Genomic DNA, 16,596 nt, shown 5'->3' with positions numbered 1-16,596 from the left:
GCGGCATGATGACCGCGGGCCGGGCACAGGTGTCAGGCGGGGTGCGTCTGCGCCAACCGCCCACCGTCGCGCACCGGATGGATGGCCTTGGCCATGCCGGTCTTGTCGTCGGTTTCGACCAGCACACCCGACAGCGTCGCCTCGCCATCGGCGGGGGTAAAGCGGTCGCGGGGCATGCCGGTGATGAAGCGGCGCATCGGTTCGGTCTTTTCCATGCCGATGACGCTGTCGTAATCGCCGCACATCCCGGCGTCCGACAGATAGGCCGTCCCGCGCGGCAGGATCTGCGCATCGGCGGTCGGCACATGGGTATGGGTGCCCACAACCAGACTGGCGCGCCCGTCGCAGTAATGGCCCATGGCCATCTTTTCGCTGGTCGCCTCGGCGTGGATATCAACCAGAACGGCCTGCACCATGCCACCCGGCGGATGGGCGCGCAGCACTGCATCAAGCGCCGAGAACGGATCATCATAGGGCCGCGACATGAAGACCTGACCCAAGGCCTGGGTGATCAGCGCCTTTCGTCCGCGCGCATCGCTGATGATCGTCGCGCCCCTGCCCGGAGCGTCGCGGGCGAAATTCAGGGGGCGGATGACCCGCGGGTCTTTTTCGATGAAGGGCATCATATCCTTCTGATCGAAGGCGTGATCGCCAAGCGTCAGGCAATCGGCGCCCGAATCAAGCAGCAGTTGCGCGTGACCGGCGGTCGCCCCGCGCCCTCCGCTGGAGTTTTCGGCGTTGACCACCACAAGGTCGGCCTTCAACCGTGCCCGCAGACCGGCCAGACGTTCGGAAATCGCCCGACGGCCCGCGCGGCCCATTACATCGCCTAGAAACAGAATACGCATTTTGCCGTGCTATGCCAAAGGCGTCCGACCCTCAAGCAGCCGGGACGCGGAAATAGAAAAAGGGCCACCCGAATGGGCGGCCCTTCGAAACATCGCATCCAAAGGATGGATCAGGCGAACTGAACGTTCGTTGCCAACTCGCGACCGTCGCGGCCACGCTCCAGCTCATAGGTCACCTTCTGGCCATCGGCGGGAGCCGACAGACCAGCGCGCTCAAGAGCGGAGATGTGCAGGAAAACGTCCTGACGGCCGCCTTCCGGTTGAATGAAGCCGAAGCCTTTGGTGCTGTTGAACCATTTCACGGTGCCGTTGGCCATCGTGAGATCTCCTGTCAGTATATGCCACCCGCAGTATGCAGTGGCTCGGCTGGTCAGATTAACAAAGCAGACTGAAGCCGGAAGCTAGACAGGATGCAGAGAATTTAACGTAGCAAGGCACCATATAGGGCAAACTGGCCGGACTGGCAAGGGTTGTTACGAAATTGATGGTGCCGGCTGAGGGATTTGAACCCCCGACCCCCTGATTACAAATCAGACGCTCTACCACTGAGCTAAGCCGGCAATCCCGTTGCAAATATCGCGCGTTCACGGCTTGCGCAAGTCATCCTTGCGACCGCCCAGGTTGGTGCGTGCCAGCAGCGCTACGGCCAGGATCCCCACGGCCATCACCACCAAGGCGGCGGGGGCAGCATTGCCCAGGTCTTCCAGACTGGCGCGTTCATGGGTGCGGGTGGCCAGCGTTTCGTAATTGAAGGGCCGCAGCAGCAAGGTAGCGGGCAGCTCCTTGACGCAATCGACGAAGACCAGCAGCAGCGCCGCCCCCACCGATCCGCGCATCAGCGGCAGGAAGACATCGCGCAGGACGCCCGCGTTGTCGCGACCCAACGACCGTGCAGCCATCGGCAAGGATGGCGGCACGCGGGTGAAGGCGCCATCGATGGCGCCCTGTCCGATGGCAAAGAACCGCACGGTATAGGCAAAGACGATGGCCGCCCCCGTGCCGGTCAGCATCAGTCCCGGATCGGTGCCGGTCAGCGCCAGCCATGCGTCCGCCAGACGGTGGTCCAGCGCCGCCAGCGGGATCAGGATGCCCACCGCCAGCACCGCCCCCGGCGCGGCATAGCCGACCGTCGTCACCGGCTGCAGCAGGCGCGGCAGCGCCCGTCCCGACAGCCGCGTGCCATAGACCATGATCAGCGCCATCCCCACCGTCAGCAGCGCCGCCATCGCGCCCAGACTGACCGTGTGCCACGCGGCCTTGCCCAAGCCCGGCGACACCCAACCCTGCGGATAGGCCAGCGCATAGGACAGGATGACGCCCACCGGCAGGACGAACCCCATGGCGAAGGGCAGGATGCAGGCCAGCATCGCCCCCAAGCCCGGCACCAGCGACAACCGCTGGCGCTGGATCGGGCGCGGCTGGCGGGCGCTTTGGTGATAGCGGGCGTTGCGGCGGCCAAAGCGTTCCCACAGCGCCAGAATGACGACGATCAGCAAGATGACGCAGGCGATCTGCGCGGCCCCGCCGGCGTTGCGGCGTTCCAGCCACGTGGTGAAGATGCCGGTGTTCAGGGTCTGGACGCCAAAATAGCTGACGACGCCGTAATCGGCGACGGCCTCCATCATGGCGATGGCGGACCCCGCCACGATTGCCGGCCGCGCCAGCGGCAGACCCACGCGGCGGAACAGCCCCCAGGGGCCGGTGCCAAGGGCACGGGCGACCTCATATGCGCTGCCCGATTGTTCGTGCAGCGCCGCGCGCGTCAGCAGATAGACATAGGGCGCCTGCGCCGCCGCCATGACGACCACTGCCGCCTCCAGCGATCTGATGCGCGGGAACCAGTAGTCGCGGGCGGTTTCCCACCCGAACCAGCCCCGCAGCGCGATCTGCACCGGACCCGAGTAGTCCAGAAAATCCGCCAGCGCATAGGCGCCGATATAGGCAGGCACCGCCAAGGGCAGCAGCAGCAGCCATTGCAGCCAACGCCGCCCGGGAAAGTCGTACATGCTGACCAGCCAGGCCGAGCCCGTCCCCATCGCCGCGGCCAAGGCCCCGGTCCCCACCGCCAGGATGACCGTATTGCCGAAGTATCGCGGCATCACAGTCGACAGCAGATGCGGCCAGATGTTGTCGGTCGGATTGGCGGCGATCCAGACCACCGCCAGCACCGGCATCAGCACAAGTGCTGCCACGATGACGGCAGCCAGGGACCAGCCCATGCCACCCCCCTGTCGCAGGGCGGTGTCGTGACGGCGCCGGGGCGTTCGGTCTGGAGCGGTGCTGGTCATGCCGGTTGCGATATGCCAAAGCGGTTTGACTGTCCACGGCGGACAGGTAATCTGCGCCCGAAAGCGGGCCGCAAGGGTGCGCCAGGAACAAAGCGGGACGGTCACGATGCAGATGGTTTTTCACTTAGGTGTTCACGCGACCGACGGCGACCGGCTGCTCAAGACCCTGTTGAACAACCGATCCGCGCTGCAGAAGGCCGGGACCGAGGTCGTGACCCCGAACCGCCACCGCGGCATGTTCGACGAGGCGTTGAAGTCGCTGGATGGCGGCACCGCCACCGTCGAGATGGAACAGATCATGCTGGACGCCATGCTGGACAGCGACGACACCGCACGGGTGGTGATGTTGACGCCGACCTTCATGGGCGCGCCGGGTCGTGCGGTGGGGCAGGACGGGCTCTATCCGCAGATGGGGGCGCGGGCGGCGGCGCTGGCGCGTCTGTTTCCTTCGGCGCAGGCGGAATTCCACGTGGCGCTGCGCAACCCCGCGACGCTGCTGACGGATGTGCTGCCGCAGGTGGCGGGCGGGGACTACAAAGCCCTGATGCAGGGGTGCCATCCGTTGCAACTGCGCTGGCGCGTGACCATCCAGAACCTGGTCCGCGCCGCGCAAGGCCGCCGCATGGTCGTCTGGTGTCATGAAGACGTCCCGCTGATCTGGCCCGAGATCGTGCGCATCGTCGGCGGTCTGCCCAACAACGTGCCGCTGTCGGGCGGCCTGCTGTACATGCATGAAATCCTTGGCGACATCGGCATCGCGCGGCTGCGCGACGCAATGGGCATTCAGGATCAGGTGTCGGTGACGCAGCGGCGGCAGATCTATGGCGACGTGCTGCAAAAGCACGCCCTGCCCGGCACGCTGGATCAGGTGGTCGAACTGCCCGGCTGGACGCAGGAAATCGTCGATCAGGTGACCGACAACTATCGCGCGGATGTCGCGGAAATTGCCGTGCTGCCGGGCGTCGAATTTATCATGCCGTAAGGGACAAGGGCCGGGACGACGCCCCGGCCCCTTGGTTCAGCCCATGCCCAATGCGGTCTTGTACATCTCGAGGATGGCTTCCTCTTCGGCGATGTCGTCGCGGTCGCGTTTGCGCAGGGCGATGATCTTCTTCATCACCTTGGTGTCATATCCGCGGGCCTTCGCCTCGGACATGATCTCCTTCTGCTGTTCGGCGATGTCCTTCTTTTCGGCTTCCAGCTGTTCGAACTGTTCGATGAACTGGCGCAGTTCGTCTGCGGCCACGCCATAGGCTTGATCGTCCGACATGTCATTCTTCCTTCCTGAGCTTTTGGACGATGTGTTAGGCGGTCTTGTTGCGGGGTGCAATCGCCGCTAGGGGCGGCGCAAGGCTGCCATGAACACGGGCTGTGAACGCAAGGGGACGCGACATGACGATTTTCGACTGGCTGATCTGGACGGGTGCTGCGCTGACGGTGGTTGGCCTTGCCGCCTTGGTCTGGTGCATCTGGACGGTCGCGCGCGCCAAGGCACAGGGTCTGGACGACGAAACCCTGCGTATCCGCATGCGCACGGTGTTGGCCGTCAACATGGGCGCGCTGGCGGCATCCTGCATCGGGTTGATGATGGTGGTCGTGGGTATCTTCCTGGCCCCCTGATCCAAAGGGAAACCAAAATGAGAGTTCTTGCCCAACGCGTGTCAAATGCCTCGGTCCGGGTCGATGGCGACATCATCGGTCAGATCGGCGAAGGTTTGCTGCTGCTGGTCTGCGCCATGCAGGGCGATGACGAGGCCGCCGTCAACAAGATGGCCGCCCGCGTCGCCAAGCTGCGCATCTTCCGCGACGATCAGGGGCGGATGAACCGCGCCCTGGCCGATACCGGCGGATCGGCGCTGGTCGTATCGCAATTCACGCTGGCCGCCGATCTGCGCAGCGGCAATCGCCCCGGCTTTTCACGGGCCGCGGCACCCGATCTGGGCGAAACCCTGTACCGGCGCTTTGCCGACAGCCTGCGCACGCAGGGGATCGCAGTCGAAACCGGGCGCTTCGGGGCGGACATGAAGGTGTCGCTGCTGAACGACGGTCCGGTCACCATCTGGCTGGACAGCGCAGACCGCGCTTGACTTTCGGGGCAACCTGCCCCATCTGCACCCCATCGCCAACCGCTGCCGCGTGAGCAGTCGCAAGCATCGCTTGTCATGGCGGCGATACCAATTCCAGTTTCCCATTCACGCGGGGAGGCATGCAGGCACCCTCGTATCTCGCCTGCACCCCTGCAATACGCCGCGCCATCGTTTGCGCGGCCCATGCCTTGCGTCCGATACGAGGGATGCATGGCTTGAAAGTCTTTGATGGAACAGAACAACACCCGCCGCCGCCCGAACCGTGGTGGCAAGTCGGCCCCGCGCGTCTCGCCCCATGCCATGGCCAACGAAGGCCGCCGCGCCCCCGCGCGCGATCCGCTGGCCACCGGTCCCTTTGCCGATATGGGCATCGACCACCGCATCAATTCGAACATCGATGCGATGGGCCTGAAATCGCCCACTCCGATCCAGGAACAAGGCATTCCGGCCATCGTCGAAGGTCGTGACGTGCTGGGTCTGGCCCAGACCGGCACCGGCAAGACGGCAGCCTTCGGCCTGCCGATGCTGACCCGCCTGATCAAATTCGGCAAGAAGCCCGAACCGCGCACCTGCCGCGCGCTGATTCTGGCCCCGACCCGCGAACTGGCCACCCAGATCGCCACGAACATCGACGCCTATGCCGAAGGCACGCCGATCCGCAGCTTCCGCGTCGTGGGCGGTGCCTCGATCAACGTGCAGACGGAACGTCTGTCGCGCGGCGTTAACGTGCTGATCGCCACGCCCGGTCGCCTGATGGACCTGATCGAACGTCGCGCCATCAGCCTTGAGGCCACCACCTATCTGGTGCTGGACGAGGCCGACCAGATGCTGGACATCGGCTTCATCCACACGCTGCGCAAGATCGCCCGCATGTTGCCGCGCGAACGTCAGACGTTGATGTTCTCGGCCACGATGCCCAAGCTGATGTCGGAACTGTCGGATACCTATCTGACGAACCCGGTCAAGGTCGCCGTGAACCCTCCGGGTCAGGCTGCCAAGCAGATCGAACAGGGCGTCCACTTCGTCGGTCAGGGCGACAAGGCCACCCTGCTGGCCGAATACATGTCCAAGCACACCAACGAACTGTCGATGGTCTTTGGCCGTACCAAGCATGGCTGTGAAAAGCTGGCCAAGCTGCTGGAAAAATGGGGCTTTGCCGTCGCCGCAATTCACGGCAACAAATCGCAGGGCCAACGTGAACGCGCGCTTGAAGCCTTCCGCAAGGGTGACATCAAGGTGCTGGTCGCGACCGACGTTGCCGCCCGCGGTCTGGATATCCCCGAGGTCGCGCATGTCTACAACTTCGACCTGCCGAACGTGGCCGAAAACTATGTCCACCGCATCGGCCGCACCGCGCGCGCCGGTCGTGACGGACGCGCCGTCGCGTTCTGCGCCCCGGCCGAGGTCGGCGAATTGCGCGCCATCGAAAAGGCCATGAAGAACTCGATCCCCGTGATCGGCGGAGAGGTTCCCTTCGGTGCGCCCCCCGCAGGCGGCCTGCAGCGCGGACGCAAGTTCGGCGGCCCGGACAACGGCGGCAACAAGCGCCCCGCACGTCGCCCGTCGCGTGCGCCGAAGGCCCGTCAGGGCTGATCGGTTCAGTCAAACCAGGAAAAGGGCCGCAGGATCAACATCCTGCGGCCCTTTTTTCATACGACGACGGCGTTTCTGTCAGGCGGCGGCGCGCAACCGCAGCCGTGGCAGCGACAGGGCCGCGGTTGCCCAAGCCAAGGCCGCGCAGGTCGCAATAGCCGGGACCATGGTCGATGCGGTGTTGTTCATGAAAGGCCCCGTGATGGCGATCATCAGGCCGCCTGTCAGCATCTGGAACGTCCCGCCAAGCGAGGACGCCAGCCCGGCGATATCGGGATGCGGGTCCAGCGACATCACCATCGCGGTCGGCATCACAAGCCCCAGGAAGGCATAGGACAGGAACAGGCCCGCCATCACCACCGGCAGCGCGTCAAACCCCGACCAGACCACCAGCGTGGTGAACAGGGCCATGCCCGCAAACCCGGTGATCGCGATCGAGATCACCCGCTCCATTCCGAAACGCTCGGCCAGACGACCCGCGAACTGCGAGGCGCTGAAGAAGCCGATGGCATTGGCGGCGAAGGCCAGCGAAAAGCCCGTGGGGCTGAGGCCGTATTGCTGCGTATAGACGAAGCTGGCGCTGGACAGGAACACGAAAAAGCTGGCCATGCCAAAGCCGCCGATCATGGTCAGCCCCATGAAGCGACGGTCGGACAGCAGCCGCTTGGCCCCCGCCCACATGACGGCGCCGCGCACAGGCTGGCGGCGTTCGGGCGGCAGGGTCTCGGGCAGGGCAAAGACGATCAGGCCGAAGCTGAGGATCGATGCGACGGCCAGCACGGCAAAGATCTCGCGCCAGCCGCCCCATGCCAGAACCAGCGATCCGGTCAGCGGCGCCAGCATCGGCGAGATGGAAATCACGATCATGATCGCCGCCATCATCCGCGCGGCGGCAGGACCGGTGGCCACATCGCGGATGACCGCACGCGGCACTGCCATCAGCGCCGCCGCACCCAACCCCTGAACCGCCCGCGCGGCAATCAGCCAGCCAAGGGTCGGCGCCATCGTCGCGGCAATGGTCGCGACACTGAACACCCCCACCCCGATCATCAGCGGCCGCTTGCGCCCCAACGCATCGGCCATCGGGCCATAGATCATCTGCGCCAGCCCGAAGACCAGGAAATAGGCCGTCAGCGTCAGCGCCGCGCCCGCCTCGGAGGTCTCCAGATCGCGCGCCACCTCGGGCAGCGCGGGTAGGTACATGTCGATGGCAAAAGGGCCGACGGCGGACAAAAGGCCCAGCACCAGGGCCATGCGGAAGAACGGATCACGCATCATGGCTGACCTTGTAAAAATTCGGTTCATGGAAATGGGCCGGACGCACCAGCCACCGCGCTTTTGCCACGCACCCCCGTGCCGCGCAACCTTGATGGCCGGACGGGACGGCGCTATGGGCTGCACGCATGGCCAAGTTGTATTTCAATTACTCGACGATGAACGCGGGCAAAAGCACGATGCTTTTGCAGGCGTCCTACAACTATCGCGAACGCGGGATGGACACGTTGCTGCTGACGGCGGCGGTGGACAGCCGCGCCGGCACCGCCCGCATCGCCAGCCGCATTGGCATCGCCGACGAGGCGCAGATCTTCGAGGAAACCACCGATCTGTTCGCCTTGGCGTCCGGCGTCATTCCCGGCATCGCCTGCGTCTTCATCGACGAAGCCCAGTTCCTGACCCGCGATCAGGTCTGGCAGCTGGCCCGGATTGCCGACGATCTGGGTGTGCCGGTCATGTGCTATGGCCTGCGCGTCGATTTTCAGGGCGAGCTGTTCCCCGGTTCGGCGGCTCTTCTTGCCCTTGCCGACGACATGCGCGAGGTACGCACCATCTGCCATTGCGGGAAGAAGGCCACGATGGTCATCCGCCGCGACGGCGAGGGCCGCGCCATCACCGAAGGCCAGCAGGTGCAGGTCGGCGGGAACGAGACCTATGTCTCGCTCTGCCGTAGGCATTGGCGGCAGGCCGTGGGGCGCTGAACGCCCCCGGCAATCGGACCCCGGTGATCAAATTTTCCCCATCGCAGGATGGGCGCGTTGCGGGCCGGGGGGGCATGATGTAACCATCGCCTCAAACAGGCAGAGGACATATCATGCGCGCATTTTTCCTGAAGGTCGCAGCCTTGCTGGCTTTGGCGGCACCCGCGCAGGCATTCGACACAAACGCCACCTCTGCATGGGTCTACGACGTGCAGACGGGCACCGTGTTGATGGAAAAGGACGCCGACAAGCCGATCCCGCCTGCCTCGATGTCCAAGCTGATGACCCTTTACATGCTGTTCGAGGCACTGGACGAAGGCCGTGTCCAGATGGACACCCAGCTGCCCGTCAGCAGCCGCGCCCGCGCGATGGGCGGCTCGACCATGTTCCTGAACGAATTGGACCGGCCGACCGTCGAACAGCTGATCAAGGGCATCATTGTCCTGTCGGGCAACGACGCCTGCGTGGTCGTGGCCGAAGGCCTTGCCGGAACCGAGGACGCCTTTGCCCGCCAGATGACCGAACGCGGCAAGCAGATCGGGTTGGAAAACTCGACCTTCCGCAATTCGAACGGCTGGCCCAACCCCGAACACCGCATGTCGACGCATGATCTGGGCACCGTCGCCCGCCTGCTGATCGAAAAATTCCCTAAGTATTACGAGTTCTTCGGCCTGACCGAGTTCCAATACGAGGATCGCGCGCCCTCGAACCGCTATAACCGCAACCCGCTGCTGAAGCTGGGCATCGGTGCGGACGGCCTGAAAACCGGCCACACGCAGGAGGCTGGCTACGGCCTGGTCGGCTCGGCCGTTCAGGACGGGCGCCGGGTGGTCTTTGTTATCAGCGGGCTGGACAGCGACCGTGCGCGGGCCGAGGAGTCCGAGCGCATCGTCAATTGGGCGTTTCGACAGTTCACCATGCAGAACCTTGTTCCGGCTGGGGAAACCGTCGTCGATGCCCCCGTCTGGCTGGGTACCGACAGCCATGTCGGGCTGACCACCGAAAAGGGCGTCAACGTGCTGGTCCCCGCCGGTGCGCAGGATCAGGTCAAGGTCGAGGTCGTCTATGACAGCCCCCTTCCCGCCCCCATCGCCAAGGGCCAGCAGGTCGGCAAGCTGGTCGTCACCATCCCCGGCACCCGCGACACCGTCACGCCGCTGGTCGCCACCCAAGATGTGCCCGAAGCGGGCTTTCTGGGTCGCATGAAGGGCGCCGTGATGCAGCTGGGTCAGCGCGCCTACAGCGCCGTCCGCAGCTGATGCTGATCAGCTTCGAAGGCATCGACGGTTGCGGCAAGTCCACGCAGGCCCGCCTGCTGGCCGAGGGTCTGCGGGCGCAGGGGCGCGACGTCCTTCTGACCCGCGAACCGGGCGGCAGCCCGGGGGCCGAGGAAATTCGCCGCCTGCTGGTCGAGGGTGCTGGCGAACGCTGGTCGCCCGAGACCGAATGCCTGCTGTTCACCGCCGCCCGCCGCGACCATCTGGAACGCAGCATCCGTCCTGCGCTAGCGGCTGGTCAGGTGGTCGTCACAGACCGCTTTGCCGACAGCACCCGTGTCTATCAGGGCGCGGCGCGGGGTGATCTGCGGTCGATGGTGGACCGGCTGCACGACCTGATGATCGGCACCGAACCCGACCGTACTTTCGTCATCGACATCGCCCCTGAAACCGGGTTTGCCCGCGGCATGGCCCGCGGCGGGGCCGAGGATCGCTTTGAAAGCCTTGGCATCGGGTTTCAGGAACGGCTGGCCATCGGCTTTCGCGCGCTTGCCGCAGAATATCCCGACCGCGTGCGGCTGATCGACGGCAGCGGCACCCCTGAACAAGTCGCCGCCCGCGTGATGGCGGCGCTGTGAAGGCCGATCCGGACGATATCCCCGAACCCGACCGCGTTCCGGGCGCACCGCATCCGCGCCATACGCCCCGCGTCATCGGGCAGGATCACGCCATCGCGGAATTCGTTCAGGCCGCACACAGCGACCGCCTGCACCACGCCTGGCTGCTGACCGGGCCGCGCGGCGTCGGCAAGGCGACCATGGCTTGGGCGATCGCCCGCTGGTTGCTGTCGGGCGCCGAAAGCCCCGACATGCGCGTCGATCCCGACACCCCCGAGGCGCGCCGCATCAGCGCCCTCTCGGAACCGCGCTTGCAGCTGATCCGCCGCCCTTGGGACGACAAGACCGGCCGCCTGCGGGCCGAGATCACGGTCGATGAAATCCGCAAGCTGCTGTCCTTCTATCATTTCTCATCCGCCGAAGGTGGCCGCCGCATCGCCATTATCGATGCCGCAGACGACATGAACATCCCCGCCGCCAACGCCCTGCTGAAGGTGCTGGAGGAACCGCCGAAGGACGCGCTGATCCTGCTGATCGCGCATCAGCCCGCCCGCCTATTGCCCACCATCCGGTCGCGCTGCCGCACCCTGCGCCTGATGCCGATGAAGCCCGCGCAGATGGGCGGCATCTTGGCCGACCAAGGTATCGACGAAGACGCCCAGGCGCTGGCCGCCCTGTCCGACGGATCCGTGGGCGAGGCGCTGCGTCTGGCAGGCCAAGGCGGGCTGGACCGCTATCAACAGCTGGTCGATCTGTTCGCCACCCTGCCCCGCATGGACCGGCTGGCGGCGGCCAAATTCGCTGATGGCGCGGCGGGACGTGCGGGGACCGAGGGTGATCCCTTCGATCTGACCATCACGCTGCTGGACCGCTTCCTGGTCCGGCTGGCCCGCGCGGGCTTGATGGGGGCGCCGCTGCCGCAAGCCGCCAAGGGCGAAGGCGCGCTGATGGCCCGCCTGTCCCCCGACGATCTGGCCGCCCGCATCTGGGCCGAAGCGCAGGCCCGCCTGTCCGCCCGCGCCCGCACCGGTCGGGCGGTCAACCTTGACCCTGCGGCGCTGGTGATGGATATGGTTCTGGAACTGGCGCAATTGCCACCGGCGCAATCCGCCCCGACTGCCAAAGGATGACCTATGCAAGACGCGGCAATTCCGCTGATCGTGGACAGTCATTGCCATCTGGATTTTCCCGATTTCGACGGCGAACATGACGAATTGATCTCTCGGGCGCGGGCGGCTGGCGTGTCGCGGATGGTGACCATCTGCACGCGCCTGCGGCTGGAACCACAAGTGCGGGCCTTGGCCGAGGCGCATGATTGCGTCTTCTATGCCGCCGGCACCCACCCGATGAGCGTGGCCGACGAACCCATGGCAACGGTCGAGGGACTAGTCGCCTTGGCCCAACACCCGAAATTCGTGGGCATCGGCGAAACGGGTCTGGATTACCATTACACCGCCGAAAGCGCCGTGGCCCAGCAGGAAAGCCTGCTGATCCATATCGAGGCCGCGCGCCAGACCCGCCTGCCCCTGATTATCCATTCCCGTGACGCCGATGACGACATGGCCCGCATCCTGACCCGCGAACATAAGGCGGGCGCATTCAGCTGCGTCATGCATTGCTTCAGCAGCAGCGCGGAACTGGGCCGTGCGGCGCTGGATCTGGGTTTCTATCTGTCGATGTCGGGGATCGCCACTTTCCCGCGATCCCAGGACCTGCGCGACATCTTTGCCGCCGCACCTATTGACCGTATCCTCGTGGAAACCGACAGCCCCTATCTGGCCCCGAAACCGCATCGCGGGCGGCGGAACGAACCTGCCTATGTGGCCAAAACCGCCAAGGTTGGCGCAGAGGTCTTCGGGATGGGTTACGCCGATTTCGCCGCGCAGACGACTGCGAACTTCGACCGCCTGTTCTGGAAGGCCGCACAATGATCCGCGCGACGATCCTGGGCTGCGGATCGTCGGGCGGCGTGCCACGGCTTGGGGGACGTTGGGGGGCCTGCGATCCGCAGAACCCCAAGAACCGCCGCCGCCGCTGTTCACTGCTGGTGGAACGCAACGGACCTGATGGCACCACGCAGGTGCTGATCGACACCGGTCCCGATCTGGTGCCGCAAATGCTGGATGCGGGCGTCGCCACGCTGGATGCGGTCGTCTATACCCATGCCCATGCCGATCATGCCCATGGCATCGATGACCTGCGCCAGTTGGTCTTCAACTCCCGCAAGATCCTTCCGCTCTGGGCCGACGAACCCACCGCCGAGGCGCTGCAGACCCGCTTCGGCTATGTCTTCGAAACGCCCGAGGGCAGCTTTTACCCGCCCATCTGCCAGCTGAACCCGATCACGGGCCGCATCGCCATCGACGGCCCCGGCGGCGTGATCGAGATGATCCCCTTCCGCGTCCAGCACGGCGAGATCACCGCATTGGGCTTCCGCATCGGCGGTCTGGTCTATCTGCCCGACGTCTCGGACATTCCGCAGGCGGCTTGGCACCTGATCCAGGACGCGCCGGTCTTTGTCATCGATGCCCTGCGATACGAACCCCATCCCAGCCACGCGCATCTGCAGCAGGCGCTGGACTGGATCGCCGCGGCCCGCAGTCCGCGCGCCGTCCTGACCAACATGCACATCGACATCGACCACGACACGGTCGCGCTTGAAACCCCCGACCACGTGATCCCTGCCTTCGACGGCATGACCATCACCACCACCGCCGACACCCCCGACCTGCCCCCCGCGGCATGAGCGCGCTTTTCACCATCATCCTGCCGGTCTTCCTGATCGTGGGCTTCGGCTATCTGGTGTCGTGGCGCGGCTGGTTCCGCCCAGAAGGCGTTGACGGGCTGATGTCATTCGCCCAGAACTTCGCGGTGCCGACGCTGCTTTTCGCCTCGATGGCACGCCTGGATCTGGGGACCGAGTTTCGTGTCCATCTGCTGATCCCCTTCTATGCAGGTGCCTTCAGCAGCTTTCTGGTCGCTTGGGCGGGCGCCAAGTTCATCTTCAAGCGACCGCCGATGGATTGCGTGGTCATCGGCTTTGTCTGCCTGTTTTCCAACACGCTGCTGCTGGGGGTGCCGATCACCGAGCGCGCCTATGGGCCGGATGCGCTGGCGGGCAACTGGGCGATCATCGCGATGCATTCGCCGCTGCTCTATACCTTCGGGATCACGGTGATGGAGTTCACGCGCGCCCGCGGCAGCGATCTGTCAGTGGGCCGCGTGGCGCTGCGGGCGCTGTCGGGCGTGCTGAGGACGTCGCTGGTGATCGGCATTCTGCTGGGGCTGGTCACCAACCTGCTGATGCAGGCGGGGCTGGTGCTGCCGACGGGCTTCTGGGACGGGGTGGACATGATCGGGCGGGCGGCACTGCCCGCGGCGCTGTTCGGGCTGGGCGGTGTTCTCTACCGCTATCGCCCCGAAGGGGATATGGCGACCATCGCCATGTGCTGCGCCTGTTCGCTGCTGCTGCATCCGGCCATCACCTTCGGGATGGGGCATCTGTTCGGGCTGGATGTGGCGGGGATGCGGTCGGCGGTGCTGACGGGGGCCATGGCGCCGGGGATCAACGCCTATCTGTTCGCCAACATCTATGGCGCTGCCAAGCGCGTGGCGGCCTCGACCGTGTTGGTCGCGACCGCCATTTCGACGCTCAGCATCTGGATGTGGCTGGCGATCCTTCCCTGACCACCAGCCGACAGGTCATTGCGGAGACAGCCCGCGGATGCGTTCGGACCGGCGACGCAGCAGCTCCACCGTCGTCAGCAGCGCGATCGAGAAGATCACCAGCAGCGTCGCCACCGCTAGGATCGCCGGACTGATCTGTTCGCGGATCCCGTTCCACATCTGGCGCGGGATGGTCTGCTGTTCGGGGCCTGCGATGAACAGCACGGCCACGACCTCGTCGAACGAGGTGACGAAGGCGAACAGCGCCCCCGACACGACGCCCGGCAGGATCAGCGGCATGGTGACCCGGAAGAAGGTCACCCGCGGGTTCGCACCCAAAGATGCCGCCGCACGGTTCAGCGACTGATCGAAGCCCACCAGCGTCGCCGTCACGGTGATGATGACAAAGGGAATGCCAAGCGTGGCATGGGCCAGGATCACCCCCAGATAGCTGCCCGCCAGCTTGCCGCATTGGGGGGATAGGCCGAAAATGGTCAGCAGTTCGCAGGGGTTCGAATAGAAGAAGAACATCCCCGTGGCCGTGATGATCAGCGGCACGATCATGGGCGAGATCAGGATCGCCATGATCGTCCGGCGGAAGGGCATTTCCGGACGCGATAGCCCAAGCGCCGCCAACGTGCCAAGTGATGTCGCCACGATGGTCGCGCAGACCCCGATGATGATCGAGTTCTTCGCCGCCTTGACCCATTTCGCATTCGCCCAGGCATCCGCCCACCACGACATGTCGCGGGTGGCGTCGGGCGCCTGCATCCCGAAGGTCAGCAGGCTGTCGTACCAGCGCGTGCTGTATCCTTCGGGATCGAAGGACAGCATCTTGTCGGTGAAGGTGAAATAGGGCTCGGCGTTGAAGGACAAGGGCATGATGACGATGATCGGGGCGATCAGGAAGAAGAAGATCGCCACGCAGATCGCCACATAGGCGTAATGCCAGACGCGCTCCAGCGGGGTTGCATAGGATGGTACGGCCATATCGGTTACCCCAGCTTCAGGTTGTCGACGCCCACCAACCGGTCATAGAGCCAGTAGAGGACAAGAACCGCACCCAGCAGCAGGGCGGCAAGGGCGGCGGCCATCGACCAGTTCAGGGTCGAGGTCATGTGCTGCGCGATCATGTTGGAAATCAGCTGCCCCGAAGAACCGCCGACCAGCGCGGGCGTGATGTAATAGCCGACCGCCAGGATAAAGACCAACATGGCCCCCGCCCCCAGCCCCGGCAGCGTCTGCGGGAAATAGATGCGGCGGAAGGCCGTCCAGCTGGTCGCCCCCAGACTGCGCGCGGCCCGGACATAGGACGGGTTGATCGTCCGCATCACGGAGTAAAGCGGCAGGATCATGAAGGGCAGCAGGATATGCGTCATCGCGATGATCGTGCCCGTCTGGTTGTAGATCATCTGCAACCGCTGGCTGCCGCCGATGACGCCCAGCCAGACCAGGATGTCGTTGATCACGCCCTGCTGCTGCAACAGCACCATCCAGCTGGTGGTGCGCACCAGAAGCGACGTCCAGAACGGCAGCAGCACAAGGATCATCAGCAGGTTCGATTTCCGCATCGGCAGGGTCGCCAGCAGATGCGCGATGGGAAAGCCCAGCACGAAGGTCAGCGCCGTGATCAGCCCCGACAGCCAGAAGGTCCGCCAGAACAGCATCAGATAGACACGCTGGTTTTCATCGACCTGCTGGATATTGCCATCCACGTCGCGTGTCCGGTCAACCGACGCCAGATAGAAGTTCGCGGTATAGGGGGTCGAGACCTCGCGCATGGTCGCCCAAAGCTGCGGGTCGGCCCATTCCTCATCGATCTCCAGCAGGGTCTGCTGATATGGCGGCTCGATCCCCTTGCGGACCTTGCGCCCGGTCGAGGTGAACAGCGAACGCGTCCCCGGCATGTCATAGTTCACACGGGTGCCGACCACGCCGATGTTGCGCGCCTCGGCCGAGGCCTGAAGGTCGGTTGCCAGCGCCTGCCATGCGGCATCGTCGGGCACGGTCCCGCGCTCGGTCTGGGCGAACCAGGCCGAGATGTTCGGCATGTTCGCGGAAAAGCCGTCGTTGTGGAAGGATCGCTGCAGCATCTGGCCGATGGGCACCACGAAGGTGATGACGATGAAGGCCAGCAGGGGCAGCACCAGAAGAAAGGCCTTGCGGCGGGCGCGCGACTGGCTGCGGGCCAGGGCCCGGACCAGCGGTTTGCCATCTGCGGTGGTCAAGGGCTGCGTTGCGACACCGGATGCGGTGGCAGCGACGGCAGCATGCGGATCAAGTGCGGTATTCGCCATGTCGTCC

General features: G+C 65.2%; 18 protein-coding genes and 1 tRNA gene. 11 read left to right on the top strand and 8 right to left on the bottom strand.

Going from position 1 to position 16,596, the window contains the following annotated elements:
• Nucleotides 1–32: 32 nt before the first annotated feature.
• From SJY40_RS04920 to SJY40_RS04905, 4 genes are all read right to left on the bottom strand, one after another.
• Entirely contained in the window at nucleotides 33–848 is an 816-nt protein-coding gene (locus tag SJY40_RS04920) for a YmdB family metallophosphoesterase (RefSeq protein WP_378943400.1), read from the bottom strand.
• A 110-nt stretch (nucleotides 849–958) separates the two neighbouring features.
• Nucleotides 959–1,165 (bottom strand): cold-shock protein, encoded by a 207-nt coding sequence (locus SJY40_RS04915; protein ID WP_378943398.1) that lies wholly within the window; start codon nucleotides 1,163–1,165, stop codon nucleotides 959–961.
• A 168-nt stretch (nucleotides 1,166–1,333) separates the two neighbouring features.
• A tRNA-Thr gene (locus SJY40_RS04910) sits at nucleotides 1,334–1,408 on the bottom strand.
• Nucleotides 1,409–1,432: 24 nt separating this feature from the next.
• Nucleotides 1,433–3,067 (bottom strand): ABC transporter permease, encoded by a 1,635-nt coding sequence (locus tag SJY40_RS04905; protein ID WP_378943396.1) that lies wholly within the window; start codon nucleotides 3,065–3,067, stop codon nucleotides 1,433–1,435.
• Nucleotides 3,068–3,242: 175 nt separating this feature from the next.
• Between SJY40_RS04905 and SJY40_RS04900 the strand changes: the two genes are divergently transcribed.
• Entirely contained in the window at nucleotides 3,243–4,118 is an 876-nt protein-coding gene (locus SJY40_RS04900) for a hypothetical protein (RefSeq protein WP_378943394.1), read from the top strand.
• A gap of 36 nt (nucleotides 4,119–4,154) precedes the next feature.
• Here SJY40_RS04900 and SJY40_RS04895 read toward each other — a convergent pair whose 3' ends face one another.
• A complete protein-coding gene (locus SJY40_RS04895; RefSeq protein ID WP_108501488.1) occupies nucleotides 4,155–4,406 on the bottom strand; it encodes a DUF2312 domain-containing protein in 252 nt (83 codons plus the stop codon).
• Between the two features lie 122 nt (nucleotides 4,407–4,528).
• Here SJY40_RS04895 and SJY40_RS04890 point away from each other — a divergent pair, with 122 nt between their 5' ends.
• The 3 genes from SJY40_RS04890 to SJY40_RS04880 all read left to right on the top strand — a co-directional run bounded on the left by SJY40_RS04890 (nucleotide 4,529) and on the right by SJY40_RS04880 (nucleotide 6,816).
• Nucleotides 4,529–4,756 (top strand): hypothetical protein, encoded by a 228-nt coding sequence (locus SJY40_RS04890; RefSeq protein ID WP_378943392.1) that lies wholly within the window; start codon nucleotides 4,529–4,531, stop codon nucleotides 4,754–4,756.
• A gap of 17 nt (nucleotides 4,757–4,773) precedes the next feature.
• Nucleotides 4,774–5,223, top strand: a complete 450-nt coding sequence (gene dtd / locus SJY40_RS04885) for a D-aminoacyl-tRNA deacylase (protein ID WP_378943390.1) — start codon at nucleotides 4,774–4,776, stop codon at nucleotides 5,221–5,223.
• 300 nt (nucleotides 5,224–5,523) lie between these two features.
• Nucleotides 5,524–6,816 carry a DEAD/DEAH box helicase gene (locus tag SJY40_RS04880; protein WP_378948284.1) on the top strand — a complete coding sequence of 431 codons (1,293 nt, stop codon included), beginning with the start codon at nucleotides 5,524–5,526 and terminating at the stop codon, nucleotides 6,814–6,816.
• A gap of 78 nt (nucleotides 6,817–6,894) precedes the next feature.
• On the opposite strand, the gene SJY40_RS04875 is transcribed toward SJY40_RS04880, so the two are convergent.
• The gene (locus tag SJY40_RS04875; RefSeq protein ID WP_378943388.1) at nucleotides 6,895–8,091 is read right to left on the bottom strand and encodes a multidrug effflux MFS transporter; all 1,197 of its coding nucleotides are present in this window, start codon (nucleotides 8,089–8,091) and stop codon (nucleotides 6,895–6,897) included.
• Between the two features lie 128 nt (nucleotides 8,092–8,219).
• Between SJY40_RS04875 and SJY40_RS04870 the strand changes: the two genes are divergently transcribed.
• The 7 genes from SJY40_RS04870 to SJY40_RS04840 all read left to right on the top strand — a co-directional run bounded on the left by SJY40_RS04870 (nucleotide 8,220) and on the right by SJY40_RS04840 (nucleotide 14,313).
• Entirely contained in the window at nucleotides 8,220–8,792 is a 573-nt protein-coding gene (locus SJY40_RS04870; RefSeq protein ID WP_378943386.1) for a thymidine kinase, read from the top strand.
• A gap of 113 nt (nucleotides 8,793–8,905) precedes the next feature.
• Nucleotides 8,906–10,051, top strand: a complete 1,146-nt coding sequence (locus SJY40_RS04865) for a D-alanyl-D-alanine carboxypeptidase family protein (protein ID WP_378943384.1) — start codon at nucleotides 8,906–8,908, stop codon at nucleotides 10,049–10,051.
• Nucleotides 10,051–10,647, top strand: a complete 597-nt coding sequence (gene tmk, locus SJY40_RS04860; RefSeq protein WP_378943382.1) for a dTMP kinase — start codon at nucleotides 10,051–10,053, stop codon at nucleotides 10,645–10,647. The genes SJY40_RS04865 and tmk overlap by 1 nt, the downstream gene beginning before the upstream one ends.
• Nucleotides 10,644–11,756, top strand: coding sequence for a DNA polymerase III subunit delta' (locus SJY40_RS04855; protein WP_378943380.1), 1,113 nt, complete (start codon nucleotides 10,644–10,646; stop codon nucleotides 11,754–11,756). The genes tmk and SJY40_RS04855 overlap by 4 nt, the downstream gene beginning before the upstream one ends.
• 3 nt (nucleotides 11,757–11,759) lie before the next feature.
• Nucleotides 11,760–12,557: a TatD family hydrolase gene (locus SJY40_RS04850; RefSeq protein ID WP_378943378.1), complete on the top strand. Its 798-nt coding sequence runs from the start codon at nucleotides 11,760–11,762 to the stop codon at nucleotides 12,555–12,557.
• Entirely contained in the window at nucleotides 12,554–13,372 is an 819-nt protein-coding gene (locus tag SJY40_RS04845) for an MBL fold metallo-hydrolase (RefSeq protein WP_378943376.1), read from the top strand. Before SJY40_RS04850 ends, SJY40_RS04845 begins: the two co-directional genes overlap by 4 nt.
• On the top strand, nucleotides 13,369–14,313 hold the full coding sequence (locus tag SJY40_RS04840) for an AEC family transporter (RefSeq protein WP_378943374.1): 945 nt from the start codon (nucleotides 13,369–13,371) through the stop codon (nucleotides 14,311–14,313). Before SJY40_RS04845 ends, SJY40_RS04840 begins: the two co-directional genes overlap by 4 nt.
• 15 nt (nucleotides 14,314–14,328) lie before the next feature.
• Here the strand turns inward: SJY40_RS04840 and SJY40_RS04835 are convergent, their stop codons facing one another.
• Both SJY40_RS04835 and SJY40_RS04830 read right to left on the bottom strand, forming a co-directional pair.
• A complete protein-coding gene (locus SJY40_RS04835) occupies nucleotides 14,329–15,282 on the bottom strand; it encodes an ABC transporter permease (RefSeq protein WP_378943372.1) in 954 nt (317 codons plus the stop codon).
• A 5-nt stretch (nucleotides 15,283–15,287) separates the two neighbouring features.
• Complete coding sequence (locus SJY40_RS04830) at nucleotides 15,288–16,589, bottom strand: ABC transporter permease (RefSeq protein WP_378943370.1); 1,302 nt, start codon at nucleotides 16,587–16,589, stop codon at nucleotides 15,288–15,290.
• Nucleotides 16,590–16,596: the final 7 nt, after the last annotated feature.

The organism is Paracoccus sp. R86501, assembly GCF_042466435.1.
GTDB lineage: Bacteria > Pseudomonadota > Alphaproteobacteria > Rhodobacterales > Rhodobacteraceae > Paracoccus.
The sequence above is the reverse complement of the archived record's forward strand: the minus strand, read 5'-3'. Positions and strand labels throughout refer to the sequence as shown.